Raw genomic sequence first — 15,781 nt, 5'->3', positions numbered from 1 at the left:
TTAAAAGAAAAAAGCACTTGGTTGAAACAGTTTCTCTACGTCACCGATGAACTTCTTATTTACTAAGAATAAAATAACATGGTCACCCTGTTCGATTACCGTTTTGTCATGACCCATTAACACTTCGTCATTACGTACAATGGCGCCAATAGTTGTGCCTGGCGGTAGTTTGATATTGCCAATCTGTTTACCGACAACTTTTGACGTGCTTGAGTCTCCATGGGCAATCGCTTCAATGGCTTCTGCTGCACCACGGCGTAATGAGTAAACATTACATATATCACCTTGGCGAATATGAGTCAGTAACGCCGAAATAGTGGCTTGCTGCGGAGATATGGCAATATCAATGTTAGCTTCTTGCACAATATCAACATAGGCTTCACGCTGAATAAGTACCATGACCTTTTTCGCCCCCATGCGTTTGGCAAGTAGGGCAGACATAATATTGGCTTCGTCATCATTGGTTACAGCGATAAACACATCGGTTTGATCGATATTTTCTTCCAACAATAATTCTTGGTCTGAAGCATCGCCACAAAACACGGTGGTTTTTTCCAGTTTTTCTGAAAGTAACTCCGCGCGTTCTTGACGGTGTTCAATTAACTTAACCGAATGAGTACGTTGCAACTTTTGCGCAAGACCAAAACCAATATTACCGCCACCCGCAATCATGATATTGCGGTACGAATTATCCAGTTTTTGCATCTCACTCATTACTGCACGAATATGACGACTATCGGCAACGAAAAACACCTCATCATCGGCTTCAATAATGGTCGTGCCGCGCGGCATGATAGGCCGGCCTTGCCTAAAAATAGCGGCAACGCGGGTATCAATATTGGGCATGTGCTCACGTAATGTGGCTAATGCGTTACCCACTAATGGACCGCCATAATAAGCTTTAACCGCAACGAGGCTTAGTTTACCTTTAGCAAATTCAAGTACTTGCAGTGCACCTGGGTATTCTACTAATCTTTGTATGTAAGCGGTCACTAACTGCTCTGGTGCAATCAGCTCATCAATAATAAAACCGCCGCGAGGCTTAGCGTCACCACTTTTAATTTCACTATTGATAAACAGTTTATCTTGAAGTTCTAAATAAGCTTCTGAGCGAATACGAGCAATTTTTGTTGGTGTACCAAATAAGCTGTAAGCAATTTGACAAGCTGCCATGTTACATTCATCGCTATTGGTTACCGCAATGAGCATGTCAGCATCTTCTGCACCCGCTTCTTTTAATACACTCGGATGAGCGCCATGACCGACAACAACTCGTAGGTCAAACTTGTCTTGTAATAGCCTTAGCCGAGCGCGATCACTGTCGACGAGTGTGATGTCGTTATTTTCACCGACTAAGTTTTCAGCTAACGTGCCGCCTACTTGCCCAGCCCCTAAAATAATAATTTTCATGGCTTGAGGTACATCCTTAAATTGCTTTAACTAGGCGCGCGTAATAGAAGCCGTCCATGTTGTCTTGCCCAGGCAAAATTTGCCAACCGATATCACTGATATGAGCTTGTTGCTCTATCGGTACTAAACTCGCATCGGGTGTCCGTGCTAGAAACTGTTCAACTTGTTGGCTGTTTTCCTGCGGTAAAATAGAACAGGTTGCATATAATAAGGTGCCACCCGGTTTAAGCCATTGCCAACAATGATCCAATATTTGTTTTTGTAAGTTGGCTAACTCTTCAATATCGCTATTTTTACGTAACCATTTTATGTCTGGGTGACGGCGAATGACCCCAGTTGCAGAACAAGGCGCATCAAGCAAGATTCGATCAAATTGTTGCCCTTGCCACCATGATGGAATATCTGCCGCATCGCCGTGAATAAGTTGCGCTTTTAAATGCAACCTGTCCAGATTTTGTTGTACTCGAGCAAGGCGTTTTTGATCAAAGTCGACAGCGACTAAATTGATAGTGGGAGCAAGCTCGAGTAAATGGCAACTTTTGCCACCAGGAGCGGCGCAGGCGTCTAAAACAAGTTCATTTTCTGTTGGTGCTAGTAAGGTAGCAGCCCATTGCGCCGCACCATCTTGCACCGATGCAGCTCCTTCCATAAAGTTGGGTAATGCTGCGACATCTTTTGCGCTTTCGAGCAATATAGCATTTGGGCTTGAACCGGCTTGGGCTGAAATATCATGTTGGGCTAGTGCCGCTAAATAAGCATCACATGTCTGTGATTGCTGATTATTACGTAGCCACATTGGCGGACGCTGGTGGCTCTGCTCAATAATGTCTTGCCAGTTATCTGGATACGCTTGTTGTAAACGCTTAATAAACCAAGCTGGAGTATTAAAGCGTAGCGTGTCTGAGTCAGTATTTAATGCATTGTCTTGGCGTTGAATATTACGCAAGACGCCATTGACCACTTTCACCAAACCATCAAAACGTAATTGTCTGCAAGCTTCTGCCGTTTCTGAGATCGCCGCATGCGCTGGAATACGAGTAAAGTAGAGTTGGTAACAACCTACGATCAACAATTGATGCAATATACGCTGTTTACCTTTAAACGGTTTTGCTAAGCAGTCACTCACGCACTTGTCTAGTTGTGGTAATTGACGCATAACGCCGTAACATAATTCAGCTAATAGGGCTTTGTCTTTGCCATTTTGTAAGTGTTGCTGTTGATCGGGTAGAGCCACCGATAACGAAATGCCTTTTTCAAGGACTTCATAAATCGCTTTAGCTGCCAGTGCGCGAACATTCATGCTAGTTAGCCTCTTGGTTTAAACACACACCTGCGGTAAACCAATCACCACGAGCATTGAGAATATCGGCCACATCAAGCGGCTTTTTGTTGGGCAGTTGCATGGTTTTAATCATTAACTTGCCGTCTGCGGTGGCAATTTCAATACCTTGCTTGGTCGCGGCAATAATGGTCCCTGGCGCCTGTGAGCAGAGTTCTGCGCTGTAACCGGCTTGCCACACTTTAATCACGCTTTGTTGGTGTTCAAAATAACTTACTGGCCATGGATTGAATGCGCGAATGTCTTGCCAAAGCTGTTTTGCGCTTTTATTCCAATCAAGACGAGCCTCTTCTTTGGACAGTTTTTCAGCGTAGTTAGCCAGCGTTTCATCTTGCTTTTGTGCTTTGAGGCTTCCATCACTTAAACCAATCAGCGCTTGTACTAGGGCTTTTGGCCCTTGTTCTGCCAGCTTTTCATAAAGGCTAGCCGAGGTATCCGTAGCCTCTATCGGTAAGTGCGTTTTGAGCAGCATGTCGCCAGTATCTAGGCCAATATCCATCTGCATAATGGTGACACCGGTTTCGGTATCACCTGCCCATAAAGCCCGCTGTATTGGAGCGGCTCCACGCCAGCGAGGTAAAATTGAACCGTGCACATTGATACAACCTAAACGTGGGGTATCAAGCACTACCTTTGGCAAAATCAACCCGTAAGCCACAACAATCATAATATCAGCATTAAGAGCTGCTAATGCCGCTTGTGCCTCTTCATTACGTAATGATGCAGGCTGAAATACCGGAATAGCATGCTCTAAAGCCAACGCTTTTACTGGGCTTGCGGTGAGTTTCTTACCTCGACCAGCAGGCCTATCTGGTTGAGTATAAGTGGCAATCACATCGTGTTCAGAGTCGATGAGTGCTTGTAAGTGTCGAGCTGCGAAATCCGGAGTACCGGCAAAGATAATTTTTAACGGTTTCAAATTTTTTCCTATGCTTCTCTAGCATCTAAACGAGCTTCTTTTTCAAGCTTAGTTTTAATGCGTTGACGTTTTAGAGGCGATAAATAATCGACAAATAGCTTACCTTTAAGGTGATCCATTTCGTGTTGAATACAAATAGCAAACAACTCATCAGCTTCAACAGTAAACTCTTTACCGTGACGATCTAGCGCTTTTAAGGTGACAAATTCTGCACGGTCAACTTTGGCGTAAATACCGGGTACCGATAGGCAACCTTCTTCATTAGCCAAGTCACCACTGCTAGCCACTATTTGAGGATTAATAAAAATAGTTGGCCGTTCAACCTCATCTTGTAGATCCATCACAATCAATTGTTGATGAAAATCCACTTGAGTAGCAGCTAAACCGATACCTTTCTCTAGGTACATGGTTTCGAGCATGTTATCTATTTGTGTCTGTAATTGTGGACCGAAATCCGTTACAGGTTGAGCGATAGTGCGTAAACGTTCATCTGGAAAGCGTAAAACATTAAGTAATGGCATATATAAACTCTTAGCAAGTCTGTCAAATTTCAGCCAGTTAGCTATACTGGCCTTTGCGATTAGGGTAATTTTAATCCTTACAGCCTATCAATAACAGCAAAAAGCTCTAATAAAGAGCTAAACAACATGGACTGCACCATGAAACGCTTACTTTTACTTGTTTTTTTATGTCTAAATTCTTATTGGGTCAATGCTGATACATTAACCTTGAAAGCTGGACATCCAGATACGTATATCGTTAAAAAAGGCGATACTCTATGGGATATTTCTGGTTATTTTTTAAATGACCCATGGCGTTGGCCTAAATTGTGGGGGGAAAACCCACAAATTGCTAACCCACATTTAATTTATCCAGGGGATCGACTGACATTAGTCTTTATTGATGGTCAGCCCCGTTTGGTTGTTAAGCAGCACATTAAAAAGAGTCCAGAAGGGCGGATGATATCGAAAGATGGTCCTATCCCACCTGTTGACCTTGCGTTGATTAAGCCCTATCTAGTGCAGAACAGAGTTGTTGATCCAACTTGGTTGGCGGGATTACCGATAGTTATGAGTGGTGAAAGCTCATCAATTCATCATGTGGTCAATGACGTTGTCTATGTGAACTCAAAGCTTGAGCAAGGTCTTAAAGTGGCAATTTATCAAACTGGACGTGAGTTTTTTGCTCCAGATAGCGGTGAATTATTAGGCCAAGAACTTATTTTAGCCTCTAGTGGACGTGTTATTGAGTCTGGCGATGTCTCGAAAGTTGAATTACTGAGTAGTTTACGTGAAACCAAAGGTGGATTTCATGTTGCACCTGTAGAAGATGAAGCGTTAATGTCGGCTTATTTTATTCCTAAAGCGGCAGATTTAAGCGTTGCTACATCTATTATTGGTACAACAGGTAATATTCGCGAAGCAGGTAAATTAGACGTTGTCTATATAGATCGTGGTGCCAATGATGGCGTTGAGACTGGACATGTTTTTTCAATGTACCGTGATGGCGAAAACATTATTATCGATAATGATGGTAATCCTGTTCGCCCTCTTGATCGTTCATCTTACGATAAAGTGTTGGCGAATTTTTCAGAAGATACCGTGTATAAAATGCCCGATATTTTCCATGGTAATTTGATGGTTTTTAAAGTGTTTGATAAAACCAGTTTAGGGTTGATTATGTTTAATGACCATCCAGTTCGAGTGGGTGATAAATTGACCAAACCAAATCCATTGACGATTAAAGGTGAATAATTTCAGATAAACTGGTCGACTGGCTAGTTGTTTGTGCAGTATCTGGGCTAGGACCTGCTCGGATTCAACAATTGTTAACTCAAATGGACGTTGAAGAGATTCGTCAACGTCTAGAGTTTGAGCCACAGGCCTTACCTTTATCGGCAAGCCTGTTGGCTAAATGCCATATCGACTTTAATAAAGTAGAGCAAGCTCTAACCTGGCTCGATTCGCAGCCTAATCACTACATTGTGACCCTCTCTGACCCACTTTACCCTCCATTACTTGCGCAAATATCAGATCCACCGCAGGTATTATTTATTAAAGGCTCGATAGAATCCCTTTTATTACCGAGTATTGCGATTGTTGGTAGCCGTAATGCCTCTCGAGGCGGCTTAGATATGGCAACAGATCTCGCTGGTCATTTAGCTAATCAAGGTTTTTCGATCACTAGTGGCATGGCGACGGGTATTGATGGTGCAGCCCATAAAGCGACTTTGGCGGTTAATGGAACGACCATGGCCGTGTTGGGTTGTGGGGTAGAGTGTATTTATCCTAAGCGTCATCAACACTTGTATCATGAGATCATTAATACTGGTTGCGTCATCAGTGAATACTGGCCAAGTATAGGGCCTTTTGCTGGTAACTTTCCTCGGCGTAACCGTATTGTCAGTGGTTTAAGCTTAGGTACTGTGGTGGTTGAGGCAAGCCGTAAAAGTGGTTCATTAATCAGTGCTCGGTTGGCAATGGAGCAAAATCGTGAAGTGTTTGCTGTACCTGGATCGGTATTAGGAGGATATAGCCAAGGTTGTCATGATTTAATTAAAAATGGTGCAAAACTTGTCGAGTCTGCTGCCGATATAATAGAAGAATTAGGCTGTTTATCAGATTATCACCTTGAACAATTGCATCTACGGCACCATATACAGGATAATGATATTAGTGATTTGCCATTTCCTCCGCTGTTAGCTAGTGTAGGATATGAAACAACCGCGATAGACTCGGTGGTTGAGGATAGTGGGAAACCGATAGATCTGGTGTTAATACAAATGCTTGAACTTGAGTTACAAGGGTGGGTTGCAGCTGTGCCCGGTGGTTACGTCAGACTAAAGAGGAGTTAGCCATGTTCGATATCCTCATGTATTTATTTGAAAATTATGTTCATAGTGAGATTGAGTTATTAGTTGATGAAGATGAACTCACTAAAGAGTTAACCCGTGCGGGTTTTCATCAAGTTGATATTATCAAAGCACTTTCTTGGTTAGAGCACTTAGCTGATCTACAAGAGAGTGATAAACCGTACTTGTGTAATCATGCACAACATTCATTCCGTATTTATACTAAAGCGGAAATGGCCAAATTAGATGTTGAGTGTCGTGGTTTTTTACTGTTTTTAGAACAGATTCAAGTGCTCAGTGTCGAAACTCGAGAAATGGTTATTGACCGTGTTATGGAGTTAGATGAACCAACATTAGAGTTAGAAGATCTCAAATGGGTGGTATTAATGGTACTATTTAATGTGCCAGGAAATGAGTCAGCCTATGAGCAAATGGAAGATTTAATCTTCGAGCAGCCAGAAGGGCGCTTACACTCATAACAGAAAGGAGGCTTAGCCTCCTTTTTTAGGTCTATAGAATATTACTCACAGAGAAACCCATGTCGAAAATTGATCAGCAGCTATTTACTGTCCACGAACATGCATTGGAGAAAGAGTTTGAACTTTGTCCTGTTTGTGGCGCTGAGTTGTCGGTTAAACACAGTAAACATGGCAGTTTTGTGGGCTGTAATAACTATCCAACCTGCGACTATACCCGTCCGCTAGTGCAACACGAGTCGATCGAAACCCAAATTATTAGCGGTTCTGAGTGCCCTAAATGTGGTAATGAGTTGGCTGTTAAGTCTGGTCGATTTGGTATTTTTATCGGTTGTACGCATTATCCTGAATGCACCCATATTGAAAAGCATGACCACGCCAATGAAGCTGAGCAGATAACTTGCCCATTGTGCAAAAAAGGCCATCTAGAATCTCGAACGAGCCGGTATGGTAAAACTTTTTTTGCATGCAGTGCCTACCCAAAATGTAAGTTTATCGTAAACTATCCTCCCCATAATGAAGCGTGCCCAGACTGTGGCTTCGGAATTTTAGTCGAACGTAAAGGTGCGGTTGGTAGCCGAGTCGAGTGTCCGCAAAAATCCTGTAAATATAAGCGTGCTTTATAGTTTCTATACCATGAAAGGAAATCCAATGTTACAACTGCAGCCATCGGCTGTCGCCACCACCATACAACAAGGTGGCGTGATAGCTTACCCAACAGAAGCTGTATTTGGTTTAGGATGCGATCCTGATAATGACAGTGCTATCGAGAAACTGTTGGCAGTAAAACAGCGTCCTTGGCAAAAAGGCTTAATTTTGGTGGCCAGTTCATTTGAGCAACTATTACCTTATCTTGATATCACTCAATTAACTGAGCAACAACTGCAGTTTGCTCAATCAAAGTGGCCTGGGCCATTTACATTTGTTATGCCTATTCAGTCACACGTATCAAAATTATTGTGCGGCGAGTTTGATTCAATTGCCGTACGGGTATCTGCTCACCCAGTAGTTCGAGAGTTATGCGACACCCTCAATAAACCCTTAGTATCGACAAGTGCCAATTTAGCCGGTGAGCAACCGGTGGTCGATGCACAACATATCATCACTGATTTTAGCGATAAAATTGATGCATTGATTTTAGGTAAGCTGGGCGAACAACGTCAGCCATCAACCATTATCGATGCTCGCAGTGGTCAAATTCTTCGTAATGGAAGCTAATACTATGTCAAACACCTCTTCCCATGTGCCAGACGCACAACAAGTAAAATCGTTTTTGTTGGGATTACAGCAAAATATTTGTCAGCGTTTAGAGCTGCTCGACGGTAAAGCGACGTTTAAAGCTGATTCGTGGGAACGTGAAGAAGGTGGCGGTGGTACGAGTCGAGTATTAACTCAAGGCCAAGTATTTGAGCAAGCCGGCGTTAACTTTTCTCATGTGATGGGCGCCGCTATGCCCGCATCGGCCACGGCACATCGTCCAGAATTAGCTGGCCGAAGTTTTGAAGCTATGGGGGTGTCATTGGTTATTCACCCTAATAATCCGTTTATTCCAACGACTCATGCTAACGTGCGTTTTTTTATCGCCCGTAAAGAAGGTGCCGACCCAGTGTGGTGGTTTGGTGGTGGATTTGATTTAACGCCTTACTATCCATTTAAAGAAGATGTCGTTAGCTGGCATCAAACGGCTAAAGATATTTGCGATCCATTTGGTGAAGATGTTTATCCAAAGTATAAAAAATGGTGTGATGAGTACTTCTTCTTACCGCATCGTAATGAAACCCGTGGTGTCGGTGGATTGTTTTTTGATGATCTTAACGAACCTGGTTTTGAGCGAAGCTTTGAGTTTATGCAAGCGGTAGGCAATGGCTTTATTGAAGCTTATGCGCCGATAGTCGAACGCAACAAAGAGTTAGAATATGGCGATGACGAACGCCAGTTCCAGCTTTATCGCCGTGGTCGCTATGTTGAGTTTAACTTGGTCTATGATCGTGGCACTTTATTTGGCCTGCAAACTGGTGGCCGAACGGAATCCATTTTAATGTCGATGCCACCATTGGTTCGCTGGGAATATGCATTCACCCCAGAAGAAGGGACTGCAGAAGCAGAGCTGTATGACATCTACCTAAAGCCACAAGACTGGTTAGCTGCAGTCTAACGATTACGCATATTATCTGCTAGCGCAGAAATAGCCTGAATAATCACTTGCTGATGTTCAGGCTTTTTTATGTTGTTTTGAATGGCTGCACGCATACAGATTAACCATTGATCTCGCATTGATTCATCAATCGCGAAGTGCATGTGTCTGGCACGTAAAGCCGGATGACCATGTTTTTGTTGATACAGTTGCGGACCACCTAACCAACCACTTAAGAACTCATACAGTTTTTGTTCAGACTCTTGCATTGGCGAGTGATGCATCGCTAATAACGCTTGGGTTTCGGGACGTGTTTGCATTTGTTGATAAAAGTCATGGGTAATTGTGCGGATAACCTTGTCGCCACCAATAAGGTCGTAGGCATTTGACTGCGCTGTATCTCTGTCATCAGCGGTTTGCGGCTTAGCGAATAATTTACGTAACCAGTTCATATTGTCAGTGTTTAAGTCAGTGTTTAAGAGTGTCGGGGTTATTATATCTAAATCAATGTCATGGCAGGATCATTTTTTTGTTAACGTTTTGATACCAATTATTTAACGATTAGGCTGTATTTCGGCAGTTAACTTGGTTAGATTAGTCGCAAAATAAGACAGGAGATCCCAATGGCAAAATTAATGCCTTCTTTGGTTGCTGTGGCGCTATCAACTGCAATTGCAGGTTGTAGTCCAGCAGAACAACAAGACCCTAAAATCACAATCAATGCCAATCCGTATCCAAGTACTTATCAAATACTGCCTAATTCAACCACACTGTTAAAAAATGCCATTGTGTTAACCGGCACTGGTGAACGTATTGATGATGCCGATGTATTAATTAAAGACGGTAAAATTAGCGCAGTTGGTCAACAGCTTTCCGCTGAAGATGCTGTAGTTATCGACGCTAAAGGCAAGTGGATTACCCCTGGTATTATTGATGTGCATTCACACTTAGGGGTTTATCCAAGTCCCAATGCCGAGTCACACAATGACGGTAATGAAATGACCAACCCAGTAACCGCTGAGGTATGGGCAGAGCATAGTGTATGGCCACAAGACCCTGGGTTTAATCGTGCCCGAGAAGGTGGCATCACTACGCTACAAATTTTACCTGGTTCAGCCAACCTGATTGGTGGCCGTGGGGTGACACTCAAAAATGTTCCCGCTACGACCATGCAAGCGATGAAGTTCCCAGCCGCGCCTTATGGATTAAAAATGGCCTGTGGTGAAAATCCTAAATCTTTATATGGCAGCCGTAACGAATTACCTATGACTCGTATGGGTAATATGGCGGGCTACCGTACAGCGTTTATTCAAGCAACAGAATACAAACGTGCTTGGGATAAATATGATGCTGACTATGCCGCAGGTAAGAACCCTGTAGCACCAGAGCGCGACTTAATGAAAGACACGCTAAAAGGTGTGCTTGAAGGTGATATTTTAATTCACAACCATTGTTACAAAGCTGAAGAAATGGCAATGATGATCGACCTAGGTAAGGAGTTCGGTTATCACGCAGGTACATTCCATCATGCGGTAGAAGCTTATAAAATTGCCGATTTACTTGCTGAGAATGGTAACTGTGCTGCTATGTGGCCAGATTGGTGGGGCTTTAAACTCGAAGCATACGACATGGTGCTTGAAAATGTTGCCATGGTCGATGCCGTTAAAAATTCTTGTGCTGTCGTACATTCAGACTCTGGCGTAACCATTCAGCGCCTTAATCAAGAAACGGCAAAAATCATGAATAACGCGAATGCTAACGGCTTTGACTTAAAAGCTGAGCACGTAATTGGTTGGATTACTGCTAATGCGGCAAAATCATTGGGTATTAGCGATAAGACCGGTTCACTCGAAAAGGGTAAAAATGCAGATGTGGTTGTATGGAATACCAACCCGTTTAGCGTATACGCTCAAGCTGATCAGGTATTTATTGATGGTGCAAAAGTGTATGACCGCCAAGACCCTGCCTACCAGGCACAAAGTGACTTTATGTTAGGTCAACAATAAGGATCAAGACAATGACATTATTTAATAAATCAGTACTTGCCTTGAGTTTATCTATAAGCTTTGCGTTAAGTTGCGGTGTAGTTCAAGCTGAAAGCGTAGCAATTATCCATGCCACAGTGCATACCGCCACAGAACAAGGCGTATTAACCGATGCTACTGTTGTGATTGAAGATGGCACTATTGTGGCCATAAATCCGGCGTCACCGACTGCTGATACCGTGATAGATGCTAAAGGGGCAATATTAACTCCAGGCTTTATCGCGAGTATGAATGATTTGGGCTTAGTGGAAATTGGTGCGGTAGCATCTTCACGTGATGCTTACGAAAAAGAAGCGGATGTCATTTTTGATCCTAGTTTAGCTTACAACCCCAAGGCGTCTACGGTGCCATTTGCTCGCAAAGGCGGAATAACTCGTAATGTAGTGTCATCAGGTGGTGGTGAAGGCATTTTTGCAGGACAAATATTTACCGTAGACTTAAGTGGTGATTGGGACAGTATACTGGCCGCTAACACCGGATTAGTGGTTGCATTAGGTGCCAAAGAAGAAGGCTCTCGTGCAGCAGGAATGCAGCAATTGATCCATAAACTTGAAGATGCTAAAAAAGCGCAAGCCAAAAAGAGTAAAACGAAAAAAACAGCTGAAGATGATAGCGAAGTGCCAAGTCGTGAAGATGAGATTATTCACGCGGTACTCGCGGGTGAAAAACCATTAATTATCGACGTCGACCGTGCCAGCGATATTTTGCATTTAATTAAACTTAAACAAGACTTAGGCATAGATCTTATCCTAGTCAATGCTGCTGATGCTGTATTAGTGGCTGATAAGCTCGCGCAAGCAAACATCCCTGTGGTTATTGATAGCATGCGTAACTTACCAGAAAGTTTTGATGCATTGCATAATTCACTCGAAAATGCAGGTAAACTAGCAAACGCGGGTGTCAAAGTAGCCATTGCATTACCCGGTGATAGTCATGGTATTTACGCACTACGCTTTAGTGCTGGTAATGCGGTTGCTAACGGGATGAATTATGATGATGCTCTGGCTTCTGTGACGGCAAATGTGGCTGATATTTTTCATTTAGACTCTGGGCGGATTGCGGTCGGCAAGCCTGCCGATTTAGTATTATGGAGCGGCGATCCTTTCGAGTTCAGTAGTAAAGTGCAAAAGATGTGGATTGCAGGAGAGGAGCAAAGCACAGACAGTCGTCAAGACAAGCTCCGTGATCGCTATTTACAAAAAACGGCAATGCCTGAAGCCTATAGCCGATAGCATCTCACGATTTACGTGGGGCGTTTCCCTAAATCGTTAATGAAGAGACAAAGCGAATGACAGATAAGTATGCTGTATTTGGTAACCCAATAGCCCAAAGTAAGTCACCATTTATACATACTGAGTTTGCCAAGCAAACTCAGCAAGACTTAAGCTATGAAGCTATTCTCGCGCCGGTCGATCAATTTGACTCTTCGTTAACGGCATTCTTTGCCGATGGTGGTAAAGGCGCTAATGTTACTGCACCTTTTAAAGAGCAAGCATTTGCCATGTGTGACGAGCTCAGTGAGATGGCTAAACTCGCAGGTTCAGTAAACACCCTGTTTAATTTGTCAGATGGTAAAATTGGCGGTGACAACACCGATGGTGTTGGTTTGGTGAATGACCTGGAAATGCTGTTCGGTTCGCTGAAAGGTAAGCGAGTGTTATTGGTGGGAGCTGGTGGCGCGGCAAGAGGCTGCATTTTACCGATATTACAACACAATGTGGCTCAGTTGATTATCTGTAATCGGACCCACGAAAAAGCAGAGCAACTTCAAGCTTTATTCAATGAGTATGGTAACTTTTTTGCTAAACCCATTGAAGAGCTAATATCGCCATTTGATTTAGTGATTAACTCAACTTCAGCAGGTCTATCTGGACAATTAATTTCCTTGCCTAACGTTATAGTTGATGAAACAACAGATTGTTACGACATGACCTACAGCCAACAAACCACAGTCTTTAACCAATGGGCTCAAGAACAACACGCTCGTAAAACTGCTGATGGGCTAGGTATGTTGGTTGGTCAAGCGGCAAAAAGCTTTAGTTTGTGGCGTGGGGTTACTCCTGATACTGGTTCGGTTATGCTAAAACTGCGTGAATCATTAGCACAAAAGGCAGCTGACTAATGAATCAAAGCGTGATATTTACCGATCAAGTCTACCTCGAAACCAATCAAGTGAAGTTTGTTGCTCAGCAGCAAGGGGTTAATATCAACTGTTATGCCAGTTTTTCGGCCATCAGTGAGCTTTGCGACAAGCAAATTGTGAGTGGAAGTAATGCCGTGTGTTTATTTGAGCAATGTCGTTTTGACCTTGAAGACCAAGCAGAAGCATTGATTGAACAAGAAGCTTTTAGTGACAGTGGTAATATTATTCTAGCTTAAGGCTGATTCAGTTGTTTCTTCAGTCGCTTTTGGCTATACATATTATTATCTGCCTGTTTAAACGCGTTAGACCAATCTTGATTATACTGGGCAAGTCCATAGCTAAAATGAATCGCGGGGTTTAACAGCGTTAGGTCATGCTGCAGTTGTGTTATTTGCTGCTCTAAGACATCGATGGGGCCACGGCATAGTGCAATAAATTCATCACCGCCATATCGAGCGACTAAAAAATGTGGATGCCACATTGATTTTAGTGATTGCGCAAAAGCCTTTAATGCATCGTCCCCGGCTTGATGTCCGTACTGATCATTTAATGGCTTTAAGTTATCCATATCCAAAATAATGATATAGCTTGCTAACTCTGGGTGGTGTTGCCATTGTAGAATTGTTGCATCAAATTTTTTGCGATTATACAGTCCTGTTAATCCATCATAATCAGCCAGGAGCTCAATTTTTTTAGACTTTTGGTACAGTGAAATTGCGTTCGCGGCTTCTGATGTAAGAATATTCACCAGATTTATATCGTAATCACCAAAGGCTTCCATCTTGCTACTGTCTAAATTCATCATCCCGTAAAGCTCTCCGTCAATACGGATGGGGCTAGACAAGGTGGAACAAATTGGTTTGATTGAAGCATTTGGTAGCACAAATTGATCATATTGCTTGGGGTTTTTAGCATTGATGTTACTAATGACAACGGTTTTATGGCAACGTCCTTGAGTCAATCGATATAGAAAAGTGTCTTTTAGGGTAAAGTTAATATTTTGCAAGGCATCAATATTGAGTCCAATAACAGATTCAAACTGTAACTGATTAGTCTGATTATCTACCAATATGATACTGCCCATTTCAGCATCATCTATAACACTTATTGCTTTTAGTAGTAGCGCATCCAAAAAAGCTTGTTCTGAATCGTATTGGCTCGATAAATTGACTAATTCATAAGTCGTATCGTTAATGTGGATTACATGTTCCAAATGTTGCCAAAGGCGTAACATATTTTGTCTATGGACAAAATATGTGATGGCATAACAGGTAGTGTAACCACAACCAATAAGAGCTAGGAATTGATAAGCACTACCTGTATCAAATGCTGTAAATGAAATAATACTGATAAGTAATAAAGGGATGACCAAGAGTAGTAAGTGCTGCTTAATATCAAGATAGCCGATATATTTGGTGGAAACGCGTTTTTGGGTTTTCACTTAACCATCCTTGTTAAATATTCGGCGATACTGGTTAGCATTCAAAACTGTATGTAGTCACTCTATCTAGCAATAAAGCTCAATATAGTGACTCTTAGAATTTAGTTGCAACAATCAAACACGCAGTACAGCATAACTAAATGAGTTACTATCATATAAGACCACATTAGTTTATCAACAGATAGTATAAAAAAATGTGTGGAGTAAGGTATTTTAGTGGGGACATGCAATGGACCAAGAAAAATAGATCCATTACATTAAACGAACAGGCTTATTGTTGTAGGTCTACTAAGTATTCATTTTTTAAACGAACATAGTTATCAGCAGACTGTGGCAAAAATGCACGTTCGGCTTCAGTTAATGGCCTCACTTGTTTGCATGGGCTGCCAACATATAAATAACCACTCTGCAAAACCTTATTGGGAGGAACTAATGAACCCGCTCCCACAATCACATCATCTTCTACTATTGCACCATCAAGTAAAATTGCACCCATACCGATAAGTACACGATGACCAATCTTGCAGCCATGTAACATTGCTTTGTGACCAATAGTGACATCATCACCAATAATCAATGGATGCCCATCAGGATTTGCCGCAGACTTACGGCTTACATGTAATATGCTGCCGTCCTGCACATTACTGCGTTTACCTATGCGTATCTTATTTACGTCACCGCGCGCAGCAACTAATGGCCAAACACTCGCGTCATGGTCTAATTTAATGTCACCAACCAGCACTGCAGACTCGTCGACATAGACGTTATCAGCTAAATCAGGGTGTATTCCTTGGTAAGTTCTTATATTAGTCGACATAACAATCCTTATATATTCATGGTTTGTGACAGTATAATGCTTAAAAACTAGCTGGTCAGGCTAAATTATCCGCAAACAAGCCGAAAATAACAAATAACCTTAAAAAAGGCCTTGCGCAAAAACGTGAGCTGCCTATAATGCGCATCCACTGACACGGCAGACAGCGCAAGCGGTTACTGAGTCAGGTTGAATTAAGTGCTTCAAAA

Annotated in this window: 17 protein-coding genes; 10 read left to right on the top strand and 7 right to left on the bottom strand. The window is 42.5% G+C overall.

Annotation, left to right across the window (positions count from 1 at the left end; translation table 11 throughout):
• The 4 genes from trkA to def are packed head-to-tail and all read right to left on the bottom strand — an operon-like array spanning position 1 to position 4,189.
• On the bottom strand, positions 1 to 1,410 hold the full coding sequence (trkA, locus tag AAEY99_RS11730; protein WP_011635513.1) for a Trk system potassium transporter TrkA: 1,410 nt from the start codon (positions 1,408 to 1,410) through the stop codon (positions 1 to 3).
• 16 nt (positions 1,411 to 1,426) lie between these two features.
• Complete coding sequence (gene rsmB / locus AAEY99_RS11725; RefSeq protein ID WP_351010584.1) at positions 1,427 to 2,710, bottom strand: 16S rRNA (cytosine(967)-C(5))-methyltransferase RsmB; 1,284 nt, start codon at positions 2,708 to 2,710, stop codon at positions 1,427 to 1,429.
• Between the two features lies 1 nt (position 2,711).
• Entirely contained in the window at positions 2,712 to 3,668 is a 957-nt protein-coding gene (gene fmt / locus AAEY99_RS11720) for a methionyl-tRNA formyltransferase (protein WP_351010582.1), read from the bottom strand.
• A gap of 8 nt (positions 3,669 to 3,676) precedes the next feature.
• The gene (gene def, locus AAEY99_RS11715; protein ID WP_101087380.1) at positions 3,677 to 4,189 is read right to left on the bottom strand and encodes a peptide deformylase; all 513 of its coding nucleotides are present in this window, start codon (positions 4,187 to 4,189) and stop codon (positions 3,677 to 3,679) included.
• Between the two features lie 126 nt (positions 4,190 to 4,315).
• Between def and AAEY99_RS11710 the strand changes: the two genes are divergently transcribed.
• From AAEY99_RS11710 to hemF, 6 genes are all read left to right on the top strand, one after another.
• Complete coding sequence (locus AAEY99_RS11710; RefSeq protein ID WP_101087381.1) at positions 4,316 to 5,422, top strand: LysM peptidoglycan-binding domain-containing protein; 1,107 nt, start codon at positions 4,316 to 4,318, stop codon at positions 5,420 to 5,422.
• 71 nt (positions 5,423 to 5,493) lie between these two features.
• A complete protein-coding gene (dprA, locus tag AAEY99_RS11705; protein ID WP_502959501.1) occupies positions 5,494 to 6,522 on the top strand; it encodes a DNA-processing protein DprA in 1,029 nt (342 codons plus the stop codon).
• Positions 6,523 to 6,524: 2 nt separating this feature from the next.
• Complete coding sequence (locus AAEY99_RS11700; RefSeq protein ID WP_011635519.1) at positions 6,525 to 6,998, top strand: DUF494 family protein; 474 nt, start codon at positions 6,525 to 6,527, stop codon at positions 6,996 to 6,998.
• Between the two features lie 59 nt (positions 6,999 to 7,057).
• Entirely contained in the window at positions 7,058 to 7,621 is a 564-nt protein-coding gene (locus AAEY99_RS11695) for a DNA topoisomerase family protein (protein WP_351010580.1), read from the top strand.
• Positions 7,622 to 7,646: 25 nt separating this feature from the next.
• Complete coding sequence (gene tsaC, locus AAEY99_RS11690) at positions 7,647 to 8,213, top strand: L-threonylcarbamoyladenylate synthase type 1 TsaC (RefSeq protein ID WP_059746088.1); 567 nt, start codon at positions 7,647 to 7,649, stop codon at positions 8,211 to 8,213.
• A 4-nt stretch (positions 8,214 to 8,217) separates the two neighbouring features.
• Positions 8,218 to 9,150 carry an oxygen-dependent coproporphyrinogen oxidase gene (gene hemF / locus AAEY99_RS11685; RefSeq protein WP_011635522.1) on the top strand — a complete coding sequence of 311 codons (933 nt, stop codon included), beginning with the start codon at positions 8,218 to 8,220 and terminating at the stop codon, positions 9,148 to 9,150.
• Here the strand turns inward: hemF and AAEY99_RS11680 are convergent.
• A complete protein-coding gene (locus tag AAEY99_RS11680) occupies positions 9,147 to 9,581 on the bottom strand; it encodes a group II truncated hemoglobin (protein WP_162021968.1) in 435 nt (144 codons plus the stop codon). The genes hemF and AAEY99_RS11680 overlap by 4 nt on opposite strands.
• Positions 9,582 to 9,752: 171 nt before the next feature.
• Here AAEY99_RS11680 and AAEY99_RS11675 point away from each other — a divergent pair, with 171 nt between their 5' ends.
• From AAEY99_RS11675 to AAEY99_RS11660, 4 genes are read left to right on the top strand one after another with little or no spacing between them, the layout of a single operon-like run.
• Positions 9,753 to 11,135 (top strand): amidohydrolase, encoded by a 1,383-nt coding sequence (locus AAEY99_RS11675; RefSeq protein ID WP_162021969.1) that lies wholly within the window; start codon positions 9,753 to 9,755, stop codon positions 11,133 to 11,135.
• Between the two features lie 11 nt (positions 11,136 to 11,146).
• Positions 11,147 to 12,406, top strand: coding sequence for an amidohydrolase family protein (locus AAEY99_RS11670; RefSeq protein WP_162021970.1), 1,260 nt, complete (start codon positions 11,147 to 11,149; stop codon positions 12,404 to 12,406).
• A 56-nt stretch (positions 12,407 to 12,462) separates the two neighbouring features.
• On the top strand, positions 12,463 to 13,296 hold the full coding sequence (aroE, locus tag AAEY99_RS11665) for a shikimate dehydrogenase (protein WP_162021971.1): 834 nt from the start codon (positions 12,463 to 12,465) through the stop codon (positions 13,294 to 13,296).
• Positions 13,296 to 13,553: a DUF1488 family protein gene (locus tag AAEY99_RS11660; RefSeq protein WP_162021972.1), complete on the top strand. Its 258-nt coding sequence runs from the start codon at positions 13,296 to 13,298 to the stop codon at positions 13,551 to 13,553. Before aroE ends, AAEY99_RS11660 begins: the two co-directional genes overlap by 1 nt.
• Here AAEY99_RS11660 and AAEY99_RS11655 read toward each other — a convergent pair.
• Both AAEY99_RS11655 and AAEY99_RS11650 read right to left on the bottom strand, forming a co-directional pair.
• The gene (locus tag AAEY99_RS11655) at positions 13,550 to 14,758 is read right to left on the bottom strand and encodes a sensor domain-containing diguanylate cyclase (RefSeq protein WP_351010578.1); all 1,209 of its coding nucleotides are present in this window, start codon (positions 14,756 to 14,758) and stop codon (positions 13,550 to 13,552) included. The two genes, AAEY99_RS11660 and AAEY99_RS11655, sit on opposite strands and share 4 nt — an antisense overlap.
• 271 nt (positions 14,759 to 15,029) lie before the next feature.
• A complete protein-coding gene (locus AAEY99_RS11650) occupies positions 15,030 to 15,575 on the bottom strand; it encodes a gamma carbonic anhydrase family protein (protein WP_162021974.1) in 546 nt (181 codons plus the stop codon).
• Positions 15,576 to 15,781: the final 206 nt, after the last annotated feature.

This window comes from Shewanella sp. S1-58-MNA-CIBAN-0166 (assembly GCF_040310085.1).
In the GTDB taxonomy this organism is placed as follows: Bacteria; Pseudomonadota; Gammaproteobacteria; order Enterobacterales; family Shewanellaceae; genus Shewanella.
The sequence above is the reverse complement of the archived record's forward strand: the minus strand, read 5'-3'. Positions and strand labels throughout refer to the sequence as shown.